The 24,204-nt window shown below is 69.2% G+C and carries 16 protein-coding genes and 1 pseudogene; 14 read left to right on the plus strand and 3 right to left on the minus strand.

Features of this window, described 5'->3' with window-relative positions; all coding sequences use genetic code 11:
- Nucleotides 1-133: 133 nt before the first annotated feature.
- The 5 genes from FB453_RS33630 to FB453_RS33650 all read left to right on the plus strand — a co-directional run bounded on the left by FB453_RS33630 (nucleotide 134) and on the right by FB453_RS33650 (nucleotide 6,621).
- Complete coding sequence (locus tag FB453_RS33630) at nucleotides 134-1,105, plus strand: ABC transporter permease (RefSeq protein WP_112585260.1); 972 nt, start codon at nucleotides 134-136, stop codon at nucleotides 1,103-1,105.
- Between the two features lie 2 nt (nucleotides 1,106-1,107).
- The gene (locus FB453_RS33635; protein ID WP_145796793.1) at nucleotides 1,108-2,091 is read left to right on the plus strand and encodes an ABC transporter permease; all 984 of its coding nucleotides are present in this window, start codon (nucleotides 1,108-1,110) and stop codon (nucleotides 2,089-2,091) included.
- A gap of 13 nt (nucleotides 2,092-2,104) precedes the next feature.
- Nucleotides 2,105-3,289, plus strand: coding sequence for a substrate-binding domain-containing protein (locus tag FB453_RS33640; RefSeq protein ID WP_238689555.1), 1,185 nt, complete (start codon nucleotides 2,105-2,107; stop codon nucleotides 3,287-3,289).
- A 6-nt stretch (nucleotides 3,290-3,295) separates the two neighbouring features.
- Nucleotides 3,296-4,147, plus strand: coding sequence for a sugar phosphate isomerase/epimerase family protein (locus FB453_RS33645; protein WP_145796795.1), 852 nt, complete (start codon nucleotides 3,296-3,298; stop codon nucleotides 4,145-4,147).
- A gap of 80 nt (nucleotides 4,148-4,227) precedes the next feature.
- Nucleotides 4,228-6,621, plus strand: coding sequence for an RICIN domain-containing protein (locus FB453_RS33650; RefSeq protein WP_222431458.1), 2,394 nt, complete (start codon nucleotides 4,228-4,230; stop codon nucleotides 6,619-6,621).
- Between the two features lie 64 nt (nucleotides 6,622-6,685).
- Here the strand turns inward: FB453_RS33650 and FB453_RS33655 are convergent.
- Nucleotides 6,686-7,660, minus strand: a pseudogene (locus FB453_RS33655) (family 43 glycosylhydrolase); the annotation flags it as partial.
- Nucleotides 7,661-7,713: 53 nt separating this feature from the next.
- Nucleotides 7,714-8,739, minus strand: coding sequence for a LacI family DNA-binding transcriptional regulator (locus FB453_RS33660; protein ID WP_145796799.1), 1,026 nt, complete (start codon nucleotides 8,737-8,739; stop codon nucleotides 7,714-7,716).
- Between the two features lie 372 nt (nucleotides 8,740-9,111).
- Here FB453_RS33660 and FB453_RS33665 point away from each other — a divergent pair, with 372 nt between their 5' ends.
- The 8 genes from FB453_RS33665 (at nucleotide 9,112) to FB453_RS33700 (ending at nucleotide 20,569) form a co-directional block, all read left to right on the plus strand.
- Complete coding sequence (locus FB453_RS33665) at nucleotides 9,112-10,467, plus strand: extracellular solute-binding protein (RefSeq protein WP_145796801.1); 1,356 nt, start codon at nucleotides 9,112-9,114, stop codon at nucleotides 10,465-10,467.
- Nucleotides 10,464-11,417 (plus strand): carbohydrate ABC transporter permease, encoded by a 954-nt coding sequence (locus FB453_RS33670; protein ID WP_186718714.1) that lies wholly within the window; start codon nucleotides 10,464-10,466, stop codon nucleotides 11,415-11,417. Before FB453_RS33665 ends, FB453_RS33670 begins: the two co-directional genes overlap by 4 nt.
- Entirely contained in the window at nucleotides 11,414-12,238 is an 825-nt protein-coding gene (locus FB453_RS33675) for a carbohydrate ABC transporter permease (protein ID WP_112585274.1), read from the plus strand. The genes FB453_RS33670 and FB453_RS33675 overlap by 4 nt, the downstream gene beginning before the upstream one ends.
- Before the next feature lie 3 nt (nucleotides 12,239-12,241).
- A complete protein-coding gene (locus tag FB453_RS33680; protein ID WP_145796803.1) occupies nucleotides 12,242-13,396 on the plus strand; it encodes a serine hydrolase domain-containing protein in 1,155 nt (384 codons plus the stop codon).
- Nucleotides 13,397-13,681: 285 nt separating this feature from the next.
- Entirely contained in the window at nucleotides 13,682-16,147 is a 2,466-nt protein-coding gene (locus FB453_RS33685; protein ID WP_486480591.1) for a family 43 glycosylhydrolase, read from the plus strand.
- Nucleotides 16,148-16,349: 202 nt separating this feature from the next.
- The gene (locus FB453_RS33690) at nucleotides 16,350-18,770 is read left to right on the plus strand and encodes a family 43 glycosylhydrolase (RefSeq protein ID WP_145796806.1); all 2,421 of its coding nucleotides are present in this window, start codon (nucleotides 16,350-16,352) and stop codon (nucleotides 18,768-18,770) included.
- A 27-nt stretch (nucleotides 18,771-18,797) separates the two neighbouring features.
- On the plus strand, nucleotides 18,798-19,430 hold the full coding sequence (locus tag FB453_RS33695; protein WP_112601720.1) for a hypothetical protein: 633 nt from the start codon (nucleotides 18,798-18,800) through the stop codon (nucleotides 19,428-19,430).
- Nucleotides 19,431-19,489: 59 nt separating this feature from the next.
- Entirely contained in the window at nucleotides 19,490-20,569 is a 1,080-nt protein-coding gene (locus FB453_RS33700; protein WP_145796808.1) for a hypothetical protein, read from the plus strand.
- Nucleotides 20,570-20,630: 61 nt separating this feature from the next.
- On the opposite strand, the gene FB453_RS33705 is transcribed toward FB453_RS33700, so the two are convergent.
- Nucleotides 20,631-21,944: a hypothetical protein gene (locus FB453_RS33705; protein ID WP_145796811.1), complete on the minus strand. Its 1,314-nt coding sequence runs from the start codon at nucleotides 21,942-21,944 to the stop codon at nucleotides 20,631-20,633.
- Between the two features lie 490 nt (nucleotides 21,945-22,434).
- On the opposite strand from FB453_RS33705, the gene FB453_RS33710 reads away from it, so the two are divergent.
- A complete protein-coding gene (locus tag FB453_RS33710; protein WP_145796813.1) occupies nucleotides 22,435-24,042 on the plus strand; it encodes a polysaccharide lyase family 1 protein in 1,608 nt (535 codons plus the stop codon).
- Nucleotides 24,043-24,204: the final 162 nt, after the last annotated feature.

Here is a 24,204-nt window from a genome sequence, read left to right on the forward strand (position 1 = left end):
AGCAGAGGTGGCCCAGTGAGCGCGAGGAGTGAGCCGGGGTTGCGAGCCCCGCAGTCGCGAGCAGAGGTGGCCCAGTGAGCGCGAGGAGTGAGCCGGGGTTGCGAGCCCCGCAGTCGCGAGCAGAGGTGACCCGGTGAGCGCTCTGTCGCTGTTGCCGGCCCGGCGTTCCGTACCGGGCGTGTTCGTGGCCCTGACCCTGACCCTGACGATCGGCTGGCTGGTCGTCCTGCTCGACGGTGGTCAGCTCTTCAACCAGTCCACGACTGTGAGTCTGCTGCATGTCGCCGCCGGCCTCGGGCTGGTCGCGGTGGGCCAGACCCTGGTCATCCTGGGAGGGTCGCTCGACCTCTCGGTGGCGTACGTGATCAGCCTGAGCACCCTCGTCGCGGCCGAGACGATGAACGGCAGCGACGGCGCGGTGCTGCCGGCGATCGGCCTGGTGCTCGTCGTCAGCGCTGGCGTCGGGCTGCTCAACGGGCTCCTCGTCACCAGGTTCCGGGTCAACGCGTTCATCGCGACCCTCGGCGTCGGGCTGCTGCTCAAGGGTTACCTCGACAACGGCTACGACGGTCCGGCCGGCACCACCGCACCCTCGCTGGTGCAGGCGCTCGGCTACCAGCGCGTCGGTCCGGTGCCGGTGTCGTTCCTGCTGCTGATAGCTGTCACCGCGGCGGCCTGGTTCGCGCTCTCGCGGACCCGCTTCGGCCACCACCTGGTCGCCGTCGGCGGGGATCCGGAGGTGGCCCGGCTCTCCGGCGTCCGCAACGACCGGGTCCTCGTCACCGCCCACGTGCTGTGCTCGATGTGCGCGGGGCTCGCCGGCATCTACCTCGCCAGTCGGCTCGGCTCGGGCGCTCCACGCGTCGGCACCGAGGGCCTCTACGACCTGGAGTCGATCGCCGCTGTGGTGATCGGCGGTACCGCCCTCGCCGGTGGGCGCGGCGGCGTCATCGGCACGGTCGGCGGGGTGCTGCTGCTGGCCAGCATCGACGCCATCTTCAACCAGCTCGAGGTCGATGCCTTCTTCAAGCAGGTGATCCGGGGCGTCATCATCATCGCCGCGGTCGCCGTCTACGCCCGCCGGGCCATGCGAAAGGCGGCCTAGCCATGCAGACCGTCCAGCCCCGTTCCCTGCCGCTGCGTCTGCCGCGGGTGCGTCCCGGTGGTGTCCTGCCGATCCTCGCGATCCTCGCGGTGCTGTTGGTGCTCGTCGGCATCCGGCAGCCCGACTTCCTGGCCCCGCAGTCGCTGATGTCCTTCCTCGGTCGTTCGGCGCCGATCATCCTGCTCGCCGCCGGCCAGTACTTCGTGATCGTGTCCGGCGAATTCGACCTCTCGGTCGGTTCGCTGGTCACCGCTCAGGTGGTGGTCGCCGCCCGGCTGATCGACAGCGACCCGGCGCGTACCTGGCCGGTGGTGCTGCTCCTGCTCGCCTTCGGCGCACTGGTCGGGCTGGTCAACGGCCTGATCACGACACGGCTGCGGGTGCCGTCGTTCATCACCACGCTCGGCATGTTCCTGATCCTCGTCGGCGCGGTCTACCTCTGGTCCGACGGCGCCCCGAAGGGTGGGCTCTCCGAGGAGTTCCGGCGGTTCGGCCGGCGAGCCTTCGAGGACGTGCCGGTGCTGGGCCGCGTGCCGTACGCGCTGCTGGTCCTGGTCGTCCTGGCGGTGGCGGCCGTGCTGCTGATGCGCTCCGACTTCGGCCGGACGCTGGTCGCCGTCGGCGACAACCCGCGCACCGCCGAGCTGAGCGGCGTACGCGTGTGGCGTACCCGGACCTTCGCCTTCATCCTCAGCGGGCTCGTGGCGGCGGTGGCGGCCATCCTCCTGGGCGGCTACAGCGGGGTGTCGTTCCAGGCCGGCGCCGGCCTGGAGTTCGGTGCGATCACCGCTGTCGTCCTCGGTGGGGTGGCGCTCGGTGGAGGGCGCGGCGCGGTCGTCGGGGCCATGCTCGGCGCGCTGACCCTCGAACTGCTGTTCGCCCTCATGAATTTCTACGGCGTCTCCGGCGCCCTCAGGTCGACCGTCCAGGGCGGGATCATCCTGCTCGCCGTGGCGGTCTCGGCAACGCGTTCTTCGTCGAGATAAAGGGGAAACCATAGTGCGACGTTCCATGGCGGCGATTGCCGCCGTAACCCTGCTGTCCCTTGCCGCCTGTGCCACCGACGAGCCGGCCGCGAGCCCGTCGGGAAGTGCATCCGCCGCCACTGGCTCCGGCACCGGGGACCAGTCGAAGTTCTTCGTGCAGGCCGACTACGACGCCGAGTTGGCGTTGCTCGACGCGGCACCGACAGGCCCGGCCGACAAGCCGTGGGAGCAGGTGCTCAACCCGACGATGGTCGACACCGCCAAGTTCAAGAAGAACGGCCCACACAAGATCTGCTTCTCGAACGCGGCCCTGAACAACCCCTGGCGGCAGGTCGGTTTCAAGACCATGCAGGCCGAGGTAGAGGCGCAGAAGAGCCGCATCAAGGAGTTCGTGCACGTCGACGCCGAGGGTAAGGACCAGAAGCAGATCGCGGACATCAACGATCTGCTCGGCAAGGGCTGCGACGCGCTCATCGTCTCGCCGAACACCACCGCCACGCTCACCCCGGCCGTCGAGGCGGCCTGCAAGGCCGGGCTGCCGGTCGTCGTCTTCGACCGTGGCGTCAACACGAAGTGCCCGGTGACGTTCATCAACCCCATCGGCGGTTACGGGTTCGGCCACGTCGGGGCCGAGTTCGTCAGCCAGAAGATGAAGCCCGGCGGCAAGGTCCTCGCCCTGCGGATCCTGCCCGGCGTCGACGTCCTGGAGACCCGCTGGTCGGCGGCGAAGGTGGCGTTCGACAAGGCGAAGGTCGACGTCGTCGGTGTCGAGTTCACCGATGGTGATCCGGCCAAGACCAAGAAGATCGTCGACGACTACATCCAGCGGTACGGCACGATCGACGGGGTCTGGATGGACGCCGGAGCGGTGGCCGTCGCGGCGGTCGAGGCGTTCCAGGACGCGGGCAAGCCCGTTCCGCCGATGAACGGTGAGGACCAGCTCGACTTCCTGAAGATCTGGAAGGACAAGAAGCTCACCGCGATCGCGCCGACCTACCCGACCTACCAGTGGCGTACGCCGATCATCGCGGCGCTGCGGATCCTCGACGGCCAGCAGGTGTCCAACCCGTGGAAGCTGCCGCAGCCGACCGTCACCCAGGACAACCTGGACCAGTACCTCGACGCGGGCATGCCGCCGCTGCACTACGCGATGTGCGGCTGCACCGACCTGCCCGGTTACCCGCAGCGCTGGAAGTAGGGCCCGATGTACGCCATCGGCGTCAACCCGTGGGTCTGGGCCTCGCCCGTCGACGACAAGGCCCTGGCCGAGCTGATCCCGCGGATCGCCGCGTTCGGCTTCGACGCGGTCGAGTTGCCGATCGAGCAGCCCGGCGACTGGGATCCGATCCGTACCCGGGACCTGTTGGCGGCGCACGGCCTCGTCGCCGCCGGCGTCTGCGCGGTCACCCCGCCGGGGCGGGAACTGGTCGACGCCGCGCCAGCGGTCGTCGAGTCGACGGTGGCGTACCTCTTGGGCTGCGTGGCGAGCGCGGCGGCCGTCGGCGCTGGATGCGTCGGCGGTCCCGCGTACGCCTCGGTCGGCCGCACCTGGCGGATGTCGGCAGCGGCTCGCGCGGCCTGCTACGCGGATTTCCGGCGGGCCCTGGCGCCGGTGGCCGAGCGGGCCGGCGAGGTGGGCGTGAGCATCGGTGTCGAGGCGTTGAACCGCTATGAGACGAGCGTCGTCAACACGATCGAGCAGACGGTCGAGTTGATCGACGGGCTACCGCCGAACGTCGGCATCATGATCGATACCTACCACATGAACATCGAGGAGGCCGACCCCTACGCGGCCCTCGCGGTCGCCGGCCGGCACATCAAGCACGTCCAGGTCAGCGGCACCAACCGGGGCGCTCCCGGTGCCGACCACTTCGACTGGCCCCGCTTCTTCACCGTCCTGCGGGACACCGGTTATCAGGGCGCGATCTGCATCGAGTCGTTCACGGCGGAGAACGAGGCCATCGCCACCGCCGCGGCGATCTGGCGTCCACTGGCCCCCTCGCAGGACCGTCTCGCCACGGACGGCCTGCGCTATCTCCGGGAGATCCTCGGATGACCGTCCCGACCCGCCACCCCCGCGCTGGTCGAGGCCGCTCCGCCACCCCCACCCCGTTCTCACGTCAGGAGCACCATCCCGTGTCCTCGTCCCTTTCGCCGCTGCGCCGACTGCTGGCCGGCGCCGCCGCGACAGCGGTGACCGCCCTGGTAGCGGTAACCGCCTCGGCGTCTCCGGCGCTCGCGGCCACCACCACCCTCTACGCGTCGCCCTCCGGCACCGGCACCGCGTGTTCCGCCAGCCAGCCGTGTTCGCTGACCGCCGCCCAGACCGCGGTGCGGGCGATCAACAGCGCGATGTCCGGTGACATCGTCGTGGAGTTGGCCAACGGCGCGTACCGGCTCTCGTCGCCGCTGCGGTTCACCGCGGCCGACTCGGGCAACAACGGCTATCAGGTGATCTGGCGGGCGGCCACCGGCGCACGTCCGACGATCACCGGCGCCCGGGCGGTCACCGGCTGGTCGCTCGTCGACTCCGGGAAGAACATCTGGCGGGCCAACGTCGGCGCCGGGCTCGACTCCCGTCAGCTCTACGTCAACGGGGCCGTGGCCACCCGGGCACGCACCGCCGTGAACCGCTCCGACTTCACCTTCACCACGTCCGGCATGCGGTTCACCAACGGCGCACTCAGCTACCTCAACAACCTCGGCAACCAGAACCGGGTCGAGGTGGAGAGCGTCGGCTCGTTCACCGACCGCTACTCGCCGGTGCAGAGCATCAGCGGAAACTTCCTGACGATGCAGCAGCCCGCATGGAACAACAACACCTTCGGGTTCGACACCCTCTCCAGCCCGCACCGCGCCGGCCCCTTCTACCTGACCAACGCGTACGAGTTCCTGGACTCGGCGGGGGAGTGGTACCTCAACCCCAGCAACGGCCAGCTCAACTACATCCCCCTCGCCGGGCAGAACATGAGCTCGGTCAGCGTCGAGTTGCCGCAGTTGCAGTCCCTGGTCAACGTGGGCGGCACGCTCGCCTCGCCGGCACACCACATCTCGTTCAGCGGCATCACCTTCACCGGCACCAGTTGGCTCGGCCCGAGCAGCAGCAACGGCTTCGCCGACCAGCAGACCGGCGCCCACATCACCGGCACCTGGTCCCGGCCGTCCGACGCATTGACCTCCTGCCAGGCCGGCTGCCCCCAGTTCGAGGCCACCCGGCCCAACTGGAACCAGATGCCCGCCGCCGTGCAGGTCTCCGCGGCCAACACCGTCACCTTCAGCGACTCCCAGTTCGTCAACCTCGGGCAGACCGCGATCGGCATCGGTAACGACGCCAACGCCCACGCCAGCGGTGTCGGCCTGGGCGCCAGCAACATCACCGTCACCCGCTCCGAGATCGCCCGCAACTCCGCCGGCGGCGTCGTGGTCGGCGGCGTACGCGCCGACGCCCACCACCCCAGTGACCAGCGCATGGTCAACCGCAACATCACCATCAGCAACAACCGGGTGCACGATCTCGGCCTGGAGTACCGGGGCGTGGTCTCGATCCTGACCACCTACGTGAACACGGCGACGGTCTCGTACAACGAGGTCTACAACATGCCGTACACCGGCCTGTCGGTCGGCTACGGCTGGGGCGCCAACGACGCGGGCGGCAGCCAGCACTACGCGAACCGGGGCCTGTACAACTACCAGCCGCGCTACACCACGGCGACCACCGCGGCCAACAACCAGGTCATCGGCAACTACGTGCACGACGTGATGCAGCAGATGACCGACGGCGGATGCATCTACACGCTGTCGGCGAACCCGGGCGGGACCATCAACCAGAACTACTGTCTGCGGACCAACGGCTGGTTCGGGCTCTACTTCGACGAGGGCTCCCGCTACTACACCGCACGCAACAACGTGTTCTCCTCCACCGGTACCTGGGCCACCGCCAACTACTGGTACGCGGAGAACATGGGCAACTTCACCGTCACCAACAACTGGTCGACGAACAACTCCACGAACGTGACCAACGGCGACCGCGGCAACGTGGTCAACGGCAACGTCACGGTCAGCAACGGCAGTTGGCCGTCGGGAGCGCAGACCGTGATCAACTCGGCTGGCGTGCAGGGTGGCGGCGGCACCAACCCGCAGAACGTGCAGATCGTGGGTGCCCAGTCGGGTCGGTGCGCCGAGATCGGCAACTCCAGCACCACCAACGGCACGCAGGCTCAGATCTGGGACTGCATCAGTGCGGCCACCAACCAGCGGTGGACCCACACCGCCAGCCGGCAGCTCATGGTGTACGGCACCAAGTGCCTGGACGCCTCCGGCCAGGGCACCAGCAACGGCACCACTGTGGTGATCTGGGACTGCAACGGCGGCACCAACCAGCAGTGGAACGTCAACGCCAACGGCACGATCACGGGAGTGCAGTCGGGTCTCTGCCTGGACGCCAACGGCGCCGCGACGGCGAACGGCACGAAGCTGATCCTCTGGTCCTGCAGCGGCGGCACCAACCAGCAGTGGCAGCTGCGCAGCTGATCCAGTAGCTGGACACCGACAGGTCCGGGCCGGAGCGGGACACCTCGGCCCGGACCTGTCCGCTCTACCGCGCCACGTTCGCCCTCGCCGGGTCCACTGTCAACCCGGTCGTGGCCTCGTAGCGGACCGGGATGGGATCGGTGAGTTCCCCGACGAACGTCTCGTCGACGTGGTCGAGGAAGCCGATGAGGGACCAGTCGTCAGCGGGTCCGGGGACCAGCCGGGGCGCGTACAGGTGCGGGTGGGCGAACGGTTGGGCGGAAGCAATGTCCCACGGCCCGAGGGTGCTCTCGCCGGTCGCCACCCAGATCCGGTGGTCGTCGCGCCGAGCGCTGCCGGTGGCCTCGGTGGAGAAGAGCAGCAGCGGCTGCCCGTCGACGACCGCGACCTGGGGCACCTCCAGGTGACCGAAGCCGGCCGGAGTCGACAGCGGCGGCGCGACGGTCCAGGTGACGAGGTCGGTGGAGGTGGCGTGGCCGACGACGCCACGGGTGTTCGCCGGACCGGTGTTGGCGCGGGCGGTGATGAGCATGTGCCAACCCTCGCCGTCGGGGTCGGGGAACACCCACGGGTCACGCCACGCCTGCTCGTACCACAGCTCCTTGTCCAGCAGCTCGTACCAGGTGGGGTCGGCCTGGACGATCGGTTCGGCGCCGTGCCGGTGCCAGGTCATGAGGTCGTCGGAGACGGCCAGTCCGATACGTTGGACGAGCCCGTCCTCCGCACGACCGACCCCGGTGTAGAACAGGTACCACCGTCCGTCCGGCCCGCGGACCGTGCAGCCCGTCCAGGTCGCCAGGTCGTCCCAGCTGGGCGCGTCGGCGGGGACCACGGCGTCGGCGACCAGGCGCCACGAGCGCAGGTCCGCCGAGACGGCGTGGCCGATGGTGGCCCGGCGGTGGCGGCGGTGCGGGTCGTGCAGGGCGCGGGACGCGCGCAGGAAGAACACGTGCCAGAGGCCGTTGTCATCCCGCGCGTACCAGCTGTCCCACACCCAGTGGTCGGGTAGACGAAGCATGGTCGGAAACCTAGCACTAAACCGTTTTAGCGTCGGTCAACGCCAAACCGTCGGCACGGATGGAGGGTCGGTGGTCAGCCGGCCGGAGGCGCGAGGGACCGGCGTCGGCGCAGCGGCATCGGAACGAGCGAGGGTTCGGCGGCGCCCCCGTCCAGGAGCAGCTCGACCGCTCGTCGCCCCATCTGCTCGTGCGGCAGCGCCGTGGTGGCCAGGCTCGGACGCAACCAGGCCGCGATCGGGTCGTCGTCGAACGAGATCACCGAGATGTCGTCCGGGACGGTCAGCCCCGCCTCGCCGAGTGCCTGGTAGGCCCCGAAGGCCAGCCTGTCGTTCATGCAGATGATCGCGCTGGGTCGCTTCGGCTTGCCCAGCAGGCTACGCATGGCGGCGTACCCGTGCTCGGGCAACCACTCGGTGCAGAAACACTCGGCCAGGAGGCCGACCTCTGCCTCGTCCAGCGTCTGCCGGATGCCGTGCAGGCGGGCGCGGGCGGCGAGCGAGACCTCCGGGTCGTCCTCCTTGAGTCGGTTGCGGCCGATGAGCGCTATCGCGTCGCGGTGGCCAAGCTCCAGCAGGGCGGTGGCGACGGAGCGGCCGGCTCCCTCGTCGTCGGGGACCACGCTGGGCAGGCCGTCGGGGCTGGCGGCGTTGAGCAGCACCACCGGGCCCCCGAGGATGGCCGGGGGCACCGTCAGCCGTCGGGTCGCCATCGCCGCGTAGATCACTCCGTCGACCTGCCGGTCCAGGACGGCCTCGATGGCGTACTGCTCGAAGGTGGCGTCGCCCTGCGTCTCGGTGATGAGCAGGACGTGGTCCCGTTCGCGGGCCGCGTCGAGGGAGCCGCGGATGAGGTCGCCGGCGAACCGGGTGGTGGCCACGATGTCGGAGACGAACGCGATGGTGGCCGTCTTGCGGGTGCGCAGGCTGCGCGCGGCGAGGTTGGGCCGGTAGCCGAGCTCCTCGGCGGCGGCGAACACCCGCTGGTGCGCCTCGGCCGAGAGTCGGGTGCCCTCCCTGCCGTTGAGCACCATCGACGCGGCGGTCTTGGACAGCCCGGCTCTCCGCGCGACGTCGGCGAGTGTTGCTCTGTTGCGGCCCATCAGTCCTCCGAATCAGTCGCGGCGCCACAGGCGCCGCTCCCGCCCATCATGATGCGTCGCCGTCTGGGATCGAGCGCCGGTCACGTCGGCGTGGTGTGAACCCGACGTTTCCGCACCGTTGCCAAGTTGTCCTTGACAGCTCCCCGTGCCGCGCGCATGCTCTGCTAAATCAGTTTAGCGACCACTTCTGGTGCATCCAGAGGCGCCTTCGGTGGCCGTGCCGGGTTCTTTTCTGCTGACGGTACGGGTGCTGCGCCCGGGCGACAGGTCACGGCGTACGTGTCGTGGCGGCCGCACGGTCGCGGTGGTCCCGGTGGAGCCGTCGCGCGGCCATGGGTCGCGGGACGCGTGGAGATGTCAAGGAGTCATGAAATGGCAGAATTGCTGACAAAGTTCCCGCGACGGAGAACGGTGCTCCTCGCGTCGCTGCTGGCGGTCGGGATGACCGCGACGGCCTGCAGCGCGCCGGGCGAGGACCGGTCATCGACGCAGAAGTCCGATGCCGCCGTCAAGACGGAGCTGGGCGCCGACCCGATCACCCTCGACATGTACGCGGAGACCGGCTTCCCGCTGGCCAAGGCGTTGGCCGACGAGTTCTCCAAGCAGCACTCGAACGTCAAGTTCAACATCCGCGAGGACCAGTTCACTGTGATCGTGGAGAACGCGCCCCGGGTGATGGCCTCGGACAACTCGCCCGACATCATCCGGCTCCCGACCATGGTCGACCTGGTCAAGGACGACCTGCTCAAGAACCTCGACCCGTACTTCACCGCGTACGGCTGGGACAAGTTCCCCGCCTCGCAGCTCATGCAGCTGCGCGTCGGCGAGAACACCCGGGGCACCGGCTCGCTGTACGGGATGGGGCTCGGCTACAGCGTCACCGGCGTCTTCTACAACAAGAAGCTGGCCAGCCAGATCGGCATGACCCAGCCGCCGGCCACCGTCGCTGAGTTCGAGGAGCTGCTGGCCAAGGCGAAGACCGGCGGGGTCCAGCCGATCATGCAGTTCAACAAGAACACCGCGGGCATCAACTTCCCGCACCAGGCGCTACAGAACCAGTTCGGCGACCCGACCCAGGTCGCCGACTGGATCTTCCAGAAGCCGGGGGCCACGTTCGACACCCCGGCCGCCCTGAAGGCCACCCAGACCATTCAGAAGTGGGCCCAGGCCGGCTACTTCACCAAGGACGCCAACGCCCTGGACTACGCGGGCATGGTGGGGGAGTTCCAGAAGGGCAACGGCCTGTTCATGTTCAACGGCGACTGGGAGTCGGCCAACCTCGACAAGTCGATGCCCGGCAACGTGGGCTTCTTCCTCTTCCCCACCGAGTCTCCCGGTGGAAAGCACGTGGCGATGTCCGCCCCCAACACCTTCGGCGTCTCCGCCAAGGCCAAGAACCCGGACGCCGCCGCGTACTTCCTGAACTGGGTGCACACCAACGCCAAGGCCCGCGAGATCTCGGTGACCGTCGGCGGCTCCAGCCCCGGCGGCCCGAGTGACCTGCCGGTGCCGAGCGCCGCCCCGAACACGGTGCTGGCCGAGACCCTGAAGGCGTCGCAGCAGCTCGGCGCGGAGAACGGCGCCGTGGACTTCACCGCGAACGCGACCGGCGGCATCTTCGCCGCCGCGATCACGCCGGAGATGCAGAAGCTGATCGCCGGCCAGCAGACGCCCGAGGGGTACGTGAAGGCGGTCCAGGCCGAGTACCAGAAGGAACTGTCCCGATGACGTCTGCCCTCGGCAGCGCACCAACCGGGCGTGACGATCGTCGCGCCCGCCCCACCCCCACGCGGGCCCACCGATTCCGGTGGGCCCGCGCGGCCGGGACCGGCTGGTTGTACGTCCTGCCCGCCCTGGTGATGTACGCGGTGTTCGTCCTGCGCCCGCTCGTCCTGACGCTCCAGTACTCGCTCTACGACTGGAACGGCATCGGGGTGGCCCGCTGGGTGGGCCTGGACAACTACCTCACCGTCTTCACCGACAGCGACCTGCTGAAAATCATCGGCAACGCGATGGTCCTGATCGTCTTCTTCAGCTTCATCCCCGTCGCGCTGGGGCTGTTGGTGGCGAGCATGGTTCGCCGGATCACCACCGGCGCGTTCGGCACCGTCGTCCGGACCATCCTGTTCCTCCCGCAGGTCATCCCCCTGGTGGCGGCGGGCATCGCGTGGAGCTGGCTGCTCTCGTCGAACGGTCTGGTCAACCAGACGCTGCGCGCGGTCGGGCTGGGTGGCGTCGCCCGCGCCTGGCTCGGCGACTTCGACACGGCGCTGCCAGCCGTCGGCGTCATCGGGGCCTGGGTGCTGCTCGGCCTCTGCACGATCCTTCTGGTCACCGGCATGAGCAAGATCGATCCGGCGCTGTACGAAGCCGCCCGCCTCGACGGTGCCGGCCCGGTCCGCGAGTTCCTCGCCGTGACCCTGCCCAGCCTGCGCCAGGAGATCGGCGTCTGCCTCACCGTGACGATCATCGCGGCGTTGGCGAGCTTCGACATCGTCTACATCTCCACCAGCGGCGGCCCCGGCCTCCAGACCACAGTGCCGGGCCTGGAGATCTACCGGCTGGCCTTCTCGCAGCGGCAGGTCGGGCTCGCCTCGGCGCTCGCTGTCGTACTCATGCTGCTCGTGCTGGCGTGTGTGCTGCCGATCCAGCGCCTGAGCCGAGGGGAGAAGCAGTGAATTTGAGTCGACGCGAACAGCTGACCGGCCGGGTCTTCCTGATCGCCCTGATCGTCGTCACCCTGCTGCCGTTCGTGAGCATGCTCTCGGCGGCGTTGCAGCCCCGGGGCACAGTGCCCAGCGGGCTCGACTGGCCGTCCGACCCGCAGTGGGGCAACTTCGCCGACGCCTTCACCGCCGCGAACATGGGCGCCCTGCTCCGCTCCAGCCTGCTCATCGTGGCCGGTGTCGTACCGGTGTCGGTGCTCATCGCGACCATGGCCGGCTTCGGGCTCGGTCAGCTGCGGGTGCCCGGTGGCCGACTCGTCTTCGGTCTCTTCCTGCTGGGTCTGACCCTGCCGTTCGAGGCCGTGGTCACGCCGCTCTACTACCAGATGCAGGACCTCGGCCTGCTCAACACCCGCTGGGCCATCATCCTGCCGCTGATCGGGCTGTACATGCCGTTCGCGGTGTTCTGGATGCGGGCACACTTCACCAACGTGCCGGTCGAGTTGTCCGAGGCGGCCCGGGTGGACGGCAGCAGCACGTGGCAGTTGTTCTGGCGGGTCCAGGTGCCGCTCGCCCGGCCGGCGATCGCCTCGCTGACGATCCTGATGTTCCTCTGGACGTGGAACCAGTTCCTGCTCGCCATCGTCCTCGTGGACGACGCCACCAAACGCACCATGGCCGGGGCGCTCGGAGCGTTCCAGGGCCAGTGGGGCACCGACCTGGTGCTGCTGTGTGCCGGGTCGCTGCTGATCCTCACCCCGACCCTCATCGTGTTCCTGATCTTCCAGCGACAGTTCATCAAGGCCCTGATCCAAGGGTCAGTGAAGGGGTAGGCAGTGGTCACACAGCCGCAGATCCACGGCGACGTCGACGATCGCTTCGGGCGCGTCGCCGACGTCTTCCGCGACAACTTCACCTCCCGGGGAGAGGTCGGTGCCGCGGTCACCGTCTACGTGCGGGGCCGCAAGGTCGTCGACCTGTACGGCGGGGTGGCCGACACCCGTACCGGGCGGCCCTGGAGCGCGCACACGCCGGTCGTCGTCTTCTCCTGCACCAAGGGGATCCTGGCGATCTGCGCCTACCTGCTGGCCCAACAGGGCCGGCTCGACCTCGACGCTCCCGTGACGCGCTACTGGCCGGAGTTCGGACAACACGGCAAGGCGGACATCCCGGTGCGCTGGCTGCTCACGCACCAGGCTGGTCTGCCCGCGGTGGACCGCCCCCTGACCCTCGACGAGATGCTGGCGTGGGATCCGGTCATCAAGGCGATCGAGGCGCAGGCCCCGCTGTGGAAGCCGGGTACGGCGCACGGCTACCACTCGATGACCTACGGCTGGCTGGTCGGAGAGGTGATCCACCGCATCACCGGCCAACTGCCCGGCGCGTTCTTCGCCGACACCGTCGCGGGCCCGCTCGGCCTGCACACCTGGCTGGGGCTTCCGGCCGCCGAGAGCGACACCGTCGCCTGGGGCCTGGCACCGCCCCCGGACCCTGACCCGTTCGTGGACCCGGTAGCCGAACGGGGCATCACCATGGGGGGCGCTTTCGCCTTTCCCGCCGACGCCGACGGCCTGGTCAGCTTCAACGACGACGCCATCCGGGCCGCCGGTGTTCCCGGCGCGGGCGCGGTGAGCACCGCGGAGGGCCTCGCGCGCCTCTACGCCGCCTGTGTGTCGGAACTCCACTGTGGACCGCTGCTCACGGCGGCGTCGGTGGACGACGCGGTAGTGGTTCGCTCGCGTGGTCAGCAGCGGCACGGCCCGCCGGACACCGGGCAGCGCTGGGGCACGGGCTTCCTGCTGCACTCACCACCGGCCCGGCCCCTGCTGGGTGAGCGCAGCTTCGGCCACGACGGCGCGGGCGGCAACCTGGCCTTCGCCGACGCCGAGCATCAGGTGGGCTTCGGCTATGTGGTCAACCAGATGCGGGGGATGGGCGACGAGCGCGCCAATCTGCTCACCGCCGCCGTCCGCGCCTGCCTCAACGACTGAGGCACCACCCAGGCCACCGCAACCTCGGTGATCATGAAGTTGTTGCCATGAACCACGGCGTGTCGGCGCAACAACTTCATGATCGCCGGGGTCCGACCTGGGAAACCGTCTGTCCACTGTGGTTGGTGGGCGGTGTTACGGGGATACTTCGGGCACGTTTCATTGATAGTCTTGACAGGCGTTGTTAGCGATAACACGATGGCCTTCACGCCGCTCTCGCGTTTGGAGCTCGCCTTGGTCGTGTCGGTCTGCTCGCGTGTCCTGAACATCGCCCGCGCATCCGCTGTGAACAGCCTGAACGCCGCCGCTCACCACGCCACCAGCACGTTGACCAGACTGGCGTCCACAGTGCTCACGGATCGTCTCCGTTCACTGTGTGCGCTCGCATCGGCGGCCGTTTTCGTCGGTGCGGGCCTGGTGGCCATCCCCGCCGCCGCGCACGCCGCCGACGGATGGTCGCCTCGATCGTCGTACACCTCGACCGACACCGGCGCCGGCACCTACTCGGTGCCGCTGCTCAACGCCGACGTGCCGGACATCAGCGTCGAGCGGGTGCCGGCCGCCGAGAACGACGAGGGCCGCGACCTCTACTACATGATCAGCACGACCATGCACCTGAGCCCGGGTGCGCCCATCATGAAGTCGTACGACCTCGTCAACTGGGAGATCGTCAACTACGTCTTCGACCGGGCGAGCATCGGCGACTCCTTCTCCCTGCGCAACGGCCAGAACTCGTACGGCCAGGGCCAGTGGGCGTCGTCGCTGCGCTACCACGACGGCACGTTCTACGCCGTCTTCAACACCAACAACCTCAGCGGGGCGTACCTCTACCGCACCAACGACATCGAGAACGGCCCGTGGCAGCGCACCGCCCTTGGCCGTGGCCTGCACGACCCGTCGCTCTTTTTCGACGTCGACGGCACGCCGTACATCTTCTACGGCTCCGGCGGCACCAGCGCCGTACGCCTCAACGCCGATCTGACCGCCATCGCGCAGGACTACCCGAACATCTTCACCGCCAACAACTACGCAGGGCAGCCGTTCATCGGTGGTCTGTTCGAGGGCGCGCAGGTCTATCACATCGACGGCTGGTACTACGCCGTCATCATCACCTGGCCGTCCGGGCAGGGACGCCAGGTGGTGATGTTCCGGTCGAAGGACCTGCTCGGGCGCTACACCTCGGCCGGCGGGGTCAACACCTACGAGGCGCGCGGAGTGCTCAACTCCAACGGCTTCGCGCAGGGCAGCCTGGTGCCCATCAGCCGGGCGGGCGGCGGGACCGACTGGCACGGCATGTTCTTCCGGGACACGTTCCCGATCGGCCGGATCCCGGCGCTCATCCCCGCCACCTGGCAGAACGGGTGGCCGACCTTCGGCACCGACGGGGTCGTGCCGGTCAACGGCCTCTTCGACAAGCCGATCCGGCTCAGCCCGGCCGAGGAGCTGTTCGAGCGGCAGAAGAGCATCGTCGCCTCGGACGACTTCGCCAACGACGCGCCGCACAAGGCGTACCAGGACGAGCAGTGGACGGTCCCCGCACCGCTCGACCCGGCGGAGATCGCCCCCAACGGCTCACGGCTGGACCTGGCGTGGGAGTGGAACCACGCTCCGGACAACCGGTACTGGTCACTGACCGACCGCGACGGCTGGCTGCGGTTGACGGCCGGCACTGTGGTCACCGGCCAGTACGTCTACACGAAGCTGTCCAACCGGGCCGAGCTGGCGTGGTTCGAGGAGGCACGCAACACGCTCTCGCAGCGGACGTTCGGGCCACGACAGTCGGTCCAGACCCGGATGGACGTCTCCGGGATGAAGAACGGCGACGTCGCGGGCCTGGCCGCCTACAACCGCGGATTCTCGTACGTGGCGGTCAAGCGCGTCGGTGACGTCAACACCCTCGGCGTGGTGAACCGGTCGCAGCCGTTCGCTGTCGACCTTGACCAGTCGACGCTGGAGAACTTCGTCGCCGGCACGACGGTGTCGCTGGGCGACGCGACCGAGGTGCACGTGAAGGCGGACCTCGACTTCTCCGCGCCGGTCGGCCAGCTCTGGACGATGTTCTACTACAGCCTGGACGGGATCCAGTGGACCCGGCTGGGCAACCGCGTGGGCCCGCAGGCGCTCGATGGCAGCCTCGCCCACTTCATGGGTCACCGGGTGGGTCTGTTCAACTACGCGACCCAGGAGACCGGCGGCCACGTCGACTTCGACGACTACCTGCTCAGCGACGTGCTGACCGCGCAGGCCCGGTCACTGGACACCACCGCCCTCGACGCGGCCATCGCCCACGCGCAGACACTCGACCCGCGGCACTACCCGGCCGACGCCTGGGCTGTGACGCAGTCCGCGCTCGTGGCGGCGACGTCGGCACGGGCCGGCCAGCTCGGCACGCAGAACCAGGTCGACGCACCGGAGCGGGCACTCAGCTACCAGTTGGCCCGACTCGGAGTGCTGGCGGCGCTGCCCGTGACGGCCACCGCCCAGGTGCGCTGCCTGAGCGGCAAGGCGTACCTGGCGGTGCAGGTGCGCAACGACTCGGACGAGCCCGTCGAGATCACCGTCGAGACCCCGTACGGGAACCGGTCGTTCGCCGCCGTCGCGCCGGGGGCGAACGTCTACCAGTCGTTCAACACCCGCGCGTCGTCGGTGGCGGCCGGCTCGGCGACGGTCCGGGCCACCGGGGTGGTCGCCGGCCGGGACGTGACCACCGTCCACGCCGCCCAGCACCCCGCCAACGCCTGCGGCGGATAGCCCCACCACGAGCCCTCGGCCCGCCGACCAGCACCACCGGCGACCGGCCCGGCGGCACGGAACAGCGGACCTGTCCCGTGCCGCCGGCCACTGTCGGACCGGTGGCGGCAGTCGACCCCTGATGTCCAGACCACCACGGAAGCGCACCCACCGATCCCCCGTACACCGATGACCGCACGTCAGAGATGAAGGAGGATGTCTCGTGGAACAACGAATGCGACGGGCGACCCGAGGACGGGTCGCAGCGCTCGCGACAGTCGGCCTGATGCTGGCCACGGGGTTCGTCGCCCCGGCGGCGCCGGTCCAGGCCGCCGACACGAACCTCGTCGTCAACGGCGGGTTCGAGGACGGCCTGGCCAACTGGTTCGTCAACAACGGAAACGCCTCCGACGGCGCCCAGTTGTCGGCCACGTCGGACGCCCACTCCGGCGCGAACGCGGCGCTCGTGACCAGCCGGACGACCACCGGGTCCGGCCCGATGCAGGACCTCAGCGGCAAGGTGCAGGCCGGCCAGGCCTACACCCTCACGGCCCGCATCAAGTACGAGAACGAGAGCGGACCGGCGACGAAGCAGTTCTTCGCCACCATGCACTACGGCGGTGGCACCTACACCAACCTCGTCAGCGTGACGGCGACGAAGGGCCAGTGGGCACAGTTCAATGGAACGTTCACGATCCCGACGACGCAGAGCGTGTCGACGGCGCGCCTGTTCTTCGAGACCCCCTGGACGAGCACGCCGTCCACCGACCCGGCTCTGCACCTGATGGACTTCAAGCTCGACGACGTGTCAGTGGTCGGCACCGCGCCGCCCGCGCCCGCGTCGAAGACCATCGAGGTGGTCGGCAAGCTGCCCGGGGAGCACAACCCGTTGATCGGGCACAAGTTCGGGGCTGACGGTTTCGGCCTCGTGCACGACGGCCGGGTCTACATGTACATGACCAACGACACCCAGGGCTACGCCCCGAACCCCACCACGGGCGTCTCACCGGGGATCAACTACGGCGACATCAACCAGATCACGGTGATCTCCTCGGAGGACCTCGTGAACTGGACGGACCACGGTGAGATCCAGGTCGCCGGCCCCAACGGGGTGGCCCCGTTCACCGCAAACTCGTGGGCTCCGGGCATCACCAAGAAGGTGGTGAACGGAGTGGAGAAGTTCTTCCTCTACTACGCCAACGGTGGTGGCTCCAGCAATGTGATCACCGGTGCGTCGCCGCTCGGCCCGTGGACCAGCGAGCGCACGAGCACGCTGATCGACGGCCGTACCCCCGGCGCCGAGGCCGTCGCGTGGAAGTTCGACCCGGCCCCGTTCGTCGACGACGACGGCCAGCCGTACCTCTACTTCGGTGGCGGTCCCGCGTCGACGAGCATGCCGCCGGCCGAACGCTTCAACAACCCGAAGAACATCCGGTCGATCGAACTCGGCGACGACATGGTCTCCACCGAGGGAACGGCCGCGGTGGTCGACGCCCCGGTCGCCTTCGAGGCGGGCCACGTCTTCAAGCGCCAGGGCAAGTACTACTTCTCGTACTCCTCGCACTTCGGCGGGAACGACTTCGGTGGCAACCAGCAGCCGCTCCCCGGTTACCCCGGCGGTGGCCAGATCGGTTACATGATCTCCGACGGGCCGATGTCGTGGCCGAAGGAGACCTACGCCGGGGTTCTCTTCCCGAACCAGTCGCAGTTCTTCGGGGCCGGCACCGGTGGCAACAACCACCAGTCGGTGTTCGAGTTCGGCGGCAAGTACTACTTCACGTACCACGCCCCGACGCTGAACAAGCGCATCAACGGCAACACCACCCAGGGGTATCGCAGCCCGCACATCCAGCAACTGACCTTCAACCCGGACGGCACCATCCAGCAGGTCGTCGGCACCTACGCCGGCGTGGACCAGGTCCGCGACTTCGACCCGTACCGCGTCTTCGAGGCCGAGACCTTCGGCTGGAGCAAGGGCGTCGCGACCACGAAGGTCGACGGCAGCTCCGCCCAGTTCGGTGGCGCGGCACCCAACCTCGTGGTGCGCGACATCGACAACGGGGACTGGACGGCGCTGTCCTCGGTGAACTTCGGGGACAACGGCGCGCAGAGCCTGACGGCGCGGGTGCGTGCGCTCGCCGCCGGCGGGCAGATCCAGGTCCGGTTGGACGACGTCAACGGTCCCGTCGTCGGCACGGTCGCTGTCGACACCCCGGTCGGACAGTGGGCCGAGGTGACCGCCGAACTTGACGGCGTCAGCGGCGTGCACGACGTCTACTTCACCTACACCGGCCCGGCCGGCGTCGACCTCTTCGAGATCGACAACTGGGCCTTCGCGGCGGACAGCCTCGACCTGCCCGTCACGCTCACCGCGTCCACGCGGTGCGTGGGCGGCAAGGCGTACGTGGCGGTGCAGGCGCGCAACGACCACGACGCGCCGGTGGGCATCACCCTCGAGACGCCGTACGGCGAGCGGTCCTTCACGGCCGTCGCGCCAGGCGCGAACGCCTACCAGTCCTTCAACACCCGCGCCGTGTCGGTGCCGGCGGGTTCGGCGACGGCCCGGGTGACCGGGGCGATCGACGGACACGACGTGACGACCGTCCGCACCGTGCAACACCCCGCCGGCACCTGCGGCGGATAACCCCTCATGGCGGAGAACGGAGATCACATGAACACATACAAACGGCGGCGGACACTCGCGGTCGGCGTCGTCGGCGCTGTGCTGACCGGAGCGGCGGTGCTGCCGTCGCCAGCACTGGCCGAGCCCGGTGACGACGCCAGCGTGCGTGTCACTGTCGACATCGACGAGATCAGGGAACCGGGCGTGCTCGCCCTGTCGATCGCCGGCGACGCCGTCGCGCTCTCCGAGGACGGCTCGACGCTGCTGGTACGCCAGTTCGTCGGCACGCTGCCGACGGTGACTGTCACCGACACCCGCGTCGCCGACGAGGTGCCCGACGGCGCCAACTGGGCGGTGCTCGGCAGCGCGACCGACTTCGCCGGCGCAGCCGGCCAGGCGCCGATCACCGCCGACCACTTCGGCTGGAAGCCGCGCCTGCTCGACGGCGGGGAGACCGGCCTGGTCACCGAGGGCGAGGAGGTGGTGACCAGCCTGGACGAGCCGACCCAGCCGGGCAACAATGTCGGCCTCGTCGACCAGGAGCTGTTGGTCTCGGCCTTCGACTCCGAGGCCGTCGCCAGCGATTCGTACTCGGTCAACGCCGACCTGTACCTGCGGACCCCCGCAGAGGTCGCCGCCGGCGCGTACAGCTCCACACTCACGCTCTCACTGTTCGAGTAGTGGCCTGGGCGGGGGCCCGGATCGGGCCCCCGCCCAGCCCCGTGCCGAAGGGCCGATTCATGACCGTCACCCCGCTGCGCCGGGCGCTCGTCGTCCTCGCCGTCGCGTCCCTCGCGGTTGCGGCCGCGCCGACCGCGGCCGCGGCGGAACCGGACCCGAAGGCCCTGACCTGGACGGTCCAACCGGCCACCGCGACCGGGCCGGACCAACGCCGATGGATCAACGCCAGCCTCGACCCGGGGCAGGCGGTGACCGAGCACCTGGCGGTACGGAACTTCAGCCGCACCGCCGTCGCCTTCTCCCTGAAGGCCGCCGACGGTTACCTCACCGACAAGGGCCGCTTCAACATGCTGTCGTCCGACCGTCCCTCGGTCGACGGCGGCACCTGGATCGACGTGCAGGAGAAGGTCACCGTCGGCCCCAACGAGACACGGGTGGTGCCGTTCACGATCACGGTGCCCCAGGGCGCCACGCCGGGTGACCACCCGGCCGGCATCGCCGCGACCGTCACCAGCACCGGCGGCACGGTCAACGTCGAGAGCCGCGTCGGCTTCCGGGTGATGCTGCGGGTGAACGGCTCCGCGCAGGCCGCCCTGGCCGTCCGGGGCCTCGGCGTGACGTACTCCCCGTCGTGGAACCCCTTCGCCGGCGGCACGGTGCGGGTCCGCTACACCGTCGAGAACGACGGCAACGTCTGGGCCAGCGGAACGAGTCGGGTGGCGATGTCCGACCTCCTGGGCCGGAGCAGCCACGACGCCACCAGCGCCGTCGAGGAGTTGCTGCCCGGCGGCGCTCGGACGGTGGCGACCCGGGCCGACGGCGTCTGGGCCCTGGGGCGGCTCCGCACGACCGTCAGCACCTCGCCGACGCTGCTCGGCGACGGCCAGGCCGGGGCCGACCTCCGACCGGCCTCGGCCACCGTCACCACCTGGGTCGTACCGTGGGCGCAGCTCGCACTGTTGGGTCTGCTCGCCGGCCTGCTCCTGGGGCTGCGGGCGGCGGCCCGGCACCGGCGGCGTCGGCTGGCCGGGCTGCTGGCCCGCGCGAGGCAGGAGGGCCGGCAGGAGGGTCAGGAGTCAGTGCTCGTCGGGGGCGCGCCCGCTGCTGCCGAGCCCGACGCGGGCGACGCCCGCCGGTAACCCGTCTGCGCGAGGAAATCGCGCTGCCGGATCGCGGCGAGGCGTCGCCCGGTCCGCGGCCTCAGGGCTTGGACCGGCCCAGCAGCCAGCGCAGGATGCTGGCGTCCTCGTAGGTCGGCCCGAACGCCGCGTGGTAGTCCGGCAACGAGAACGCGGCGTCGGCGTACTCGGTGTAGCGCACCAGGTCGGCAGCCTGCTCCGGCGTCTTGCCCCGGGCGGCGTACGCCTGCCGCAGCACCGCAGTGGAGTTACGCGCGCCCGAGACGTTGAGCAGGTGGTCGTGCTCGCCGTGGGTGATCCACACCGGCACCTCGGCCGCCGCGATGGCGGTGGCCTGGGTGGCGTTGACCGGGAAACCACCGGTCACCAACCCGCCGGCGAACAGGTCCGGACGCTTGGCGAACGCCTCCCAGAGCAGCTGGGAGCCGTACGACACGGTGGTCGCGTACACCCGACGGGTGTCCACCGCGAACTGGCCGACGAACTGGTCGAGCAGCTTGACCAGCAGGTCCGCCTCGGCGGCCCCACCGACCCGCTGGTGCTGGGGCGCCAGGACGATGACGTCCTCGGCGGTGCCGGTCCACTGCGGTTGGAGCCACGCGGTCGCCGGGATGTCGGCGGCGAGTTGGACGCCGAGGTTGTCACCGTCCCAGCCCATCCCGTGACCGGGCAGGACGACCATCAGCGGGTACTTGCGGCCCGGCTGGTAGTTCTTCGGCAGGTGGTAGTGGTACGGCAGCACCATTCCGCCACTCAGGAACGAGCCGTAGGTGAACTCGTCGACCAGTTGGTTGACCGGCTTCTCGGTGACCGGTCGGGACTCGCGCGGGGTGGCCCGGGCGAGCACCGGCCCCTTGCCGGCCCCGCGGCCGGGCTGGCCGTGCACGTCCTTGCGCTGCACGACCCGGGTCGGCAGCTCGGGGTTGACCTTCACCGTGCAGAGGAAGGTCGGGCACTTGGAGACGATGACCGTCGAGCCGCCGGTGTCGGCGGGGTCGAGTTCGACGATGACGTACCTGCCCGGCGTCGATCGGTGGTCGGCACGGGTGCCCGGTGCCCCGTTGGTGTAGGTGTGGGTGACGGTCCGGTCGGCGAGCTTCGGCAGGTCCTCGATGGGGTTGAAGCGGAAGTTGTAGATGGTGTCGGTCACCGAGAACGTGGCGGTGTCGAGGGTGCGGGGGTTGACCGCGGCCCCGTACTCGATCGCCACCGCGGAGACCTTCTGGCCGTACGTGTAGACGGTGGTGATCGGGGTGATGCTGCGGATTCCGTCAGTGGCGCCCCGGCTGCCGCTCGCGCTGCCGTACGCCGTGCCGGAGGCGCCGACCAGGACGAGGGTGGCAGCGATCGGGATCAGTCCTTGTCGCAGTCTCATGCGGGTCCTTTCTCGGGGGTGGTGCGCTCAGTCAGCGATCCCGCCCGGGGACCAGGAGTGGGACGGGTCGGGGTGAGCCGGTCGCTAAACTGATTTAGCAGAGCATCGATGGCGGGCCCAACGGTGTCAATACCGAGCGCGCAACAAGCCGGGAACCCAAACCCGCCGGCGGCCCGGACCACGCTGGCCCGCGCGCCCGACCCCTCCCGCGAGCACTGCAACAAACCTGCAAGCGCCAGCTATTGCCTTCAGGGAAACCGCTTTCCTACGATTGCGTTGCATCGATGTTTCATTTAACGGTCGGGCGAGCGGTGTTACCGGGCACACCCCGTTCGCGCGACACATCCCCGCTTCTACCAGGGCGCGAGAGACCTCGATGAAATCCTCGCGATTGACTGTCGCCAATTTCGAATGATGTTCGTCGGCAGGTGCGGTCGCGATGTCCGTCGGGGCGAAGCCTGGAACGAGACGAATGCGAAGGTGAGACGACATGAGACGACCAGTCGTGTTGCGACGTCAGGCGGCATTGGCCGCGGCGGCTGCGGCGGGCGTGGTGATCGCGGCCGGGGTGGTGCTGCCGACCCCGCAGGCATCGGCGGCGGTCGGTAACGCCACCGGTTACGCCACCCAGAACGGCGGGACCACCGGCGGCGCGGGCGGGCAGACGGTGCGGGCCAGCACGGGCACGGCGATCCACGCGGCACTGTGCGGACGGACCAGCAGCAGCACCCCGATCACCATCGAGGTGACAGGGACCATCAACCACGGCAACACCAGCAAGGTGTCCGGGTCGAGCTGCAACACCGCCGCGGGCGTGATTGAGCTCAAGCAGATCAGCAACGTCACCATCATCGGGGTCGGTAGCGGCGCCGTCTTCGACCAGCTCGGCATCCACATCCGCGACTCCAGCAACATCATCATCCAGAACGTGACAGTGCGGAACGTCAAGAAGTCGGGCTCGCCCACCTCCAACGGTGGGGACGCCATCGGCATGGAGAGCACGGTCCGCAACGTCTGGGTCGATCACGTCACCCTGGAAGCCTCGGGCGGGGAGTCCGAGGGGTACGACGGCCTCTTCGACATGAAGGACAACACCCAGTACGTGACGCTGTCCTACAGCATCCTGCGCAACTCCGGTCGCGGCGGTCTCGTCGGGTCCAGCGAGAGCGACCTGTCGAACGGCTTCATCACGTACCACCACAACCTCTACGAGAACATCGACTCCCGCACGCCGCTGCTACGCGGCGGCGTTGCCCACATCTACAACAACCACTACGTGAGCCTGCATGAATCCGGGATCAACTCCCGGGCAGGGGCCAGGGCCAAAGTGGAGAACAACTACTTCCGTGACTCCAAGGACGTCCTGGGCACCTTCTACACCAACGAGCGCGGCTACTGGCAGGTCGCCGGCAACGTCTTCGACAACGTGACCTGGTCCAGCGCCGGCAGCGAGAACTACCCCGCAGGCCCCAACCCGACCTCCAACACCACTGTCAGCATCCCGTACCCGTACAGCCTCGACGGGGCGAGCTGCGTGCCGGACATCGTCCGTCAGACGGTCGGTGCCAACACGGGTCTGAAGGTGTCCAACGGCAGTTGCTCGCCGCAGACCCCGCCGCCCACCACTCCGCCGCCCACCACTCCGCCGCCCACCACCCCGCCGCCCACCACCCCGCCGCCCACGACGCCTCCGCCGACCACGCCTCCACCCACGACGCCTCCGCCCACCGGCGGGACCAACCTCAGCCTGGGCGCCGGCGCCGACGGCTCCAGCAAGGCCAGCGGGACCAGCTACGGCAACGTGCGCGACGGCAACCTGAGCACCTACTGGTCGCCGGCCGGGTCGACCGGCACGATCTCGATCAAGTGGGGCTCCGCGACCCAGGTGTCCCGGGTGGTGATCCGCGAGCCGTCCGGCACCCAGGGCTCCATCGGGTCCTGGCAGCTGATCAACAACGACAACGGAGCCGTCCTGGCCTCCGGTAGCGGGGCCGGTTCGATCACCTTCTCGGCCGCCGCGATGAGCAAGATCAACTTCAAGATCAACAGCTCCAGCGGTACGCCACGGGTCGGTGAGTTCGAGACGTACGCCAGCTAGACGAGTGTCGCGCTGCCGATCACCGTCGGCACCGTCGTCGGGGCGGATGCGGTTCCAAGCGGTATACCTCAGAGGCATATTTATGGGTCTTGTGTTGGATGTGTGGGTCGGTGGTGGTCATCGGTGGGGTAGTTGGGGTCGGTGGCCGCCGAGGCTGAGCAT

It is taken from the genome of Micromonospora sp. CNZ322 (genome assembly GCF_007827755.1).

What these genes read in the sequence shown, in the direction of transcription:
- FB453_RS33710 (WP_145796813.1), top strand. Translation starts at nt 22,435, where the DNA reads ATGAGACGACCAGTCGTGTTGCGACGTCAGGCGGCATTGGCCGCGGCG.
- FB453_RS33645 (WP_145796795.1), top strand. Translation starts at nt 3,296, where the DNA reads ATGTACGCCATCGGCGTCAACCCGTGGGTCTGGGCCTCGCCCGTCGAC.
- FB453_RS33705 (WP_145796811.1), bottom strand. Translation starts at nt 21,944, where the DNA reads ATGAGACTGCGACAAGGACTGATCCCGATCGCTGCCACCCTCGTCCTG.
- FB453_RS33665 (WP_145796801.1), top strand. Translation starts at nt 9,112, where the DNA reads ATGGCAGAATTGCTGACAAAGTTCCCGCGACGGAGAACGGTGCTCCTC.
- FB453_RS33670 (WP_186718714.1), top strand. Translation starts at nt 10,464, where the DNA reads ATGACGTCTGCCCTCGGCAGCGCACCAACCGGGCGTGACGATCGTCGC.
- FB453_RS33700 (WP_145796808.1), top strand. Translation starts at nt 19,490, where the DNA reads ATGACCGTCACCCCGCTGCGCCGGGCGCTCGTCGTCCTCGCCGTCGCG.
- FB453_RS33660 (WP_145796799.1), bottom strand. Translation starts at nt 8,739, where the DNA reads ATGGGCCGCAACAGAGCAACACTCGCCGACGTCGCGCGGAGAGCCGGG.
- FB453_RS33635 (WP_145796793.1), top strand. Translation starts at nt 1,108, where the DNA reads ATGCAGACCGTCCAGCCCCGTTCCCTGCCGCTGCGTCTGCCGCGGGTG.
- FB453_RS33695 (WP_112601720.1), top strand. Translation starts at nt 18,798, where the DNA reads ATGAACACATACAAACGGCGGCGGACACTCGCGGTCGGCGTCGTCGGC.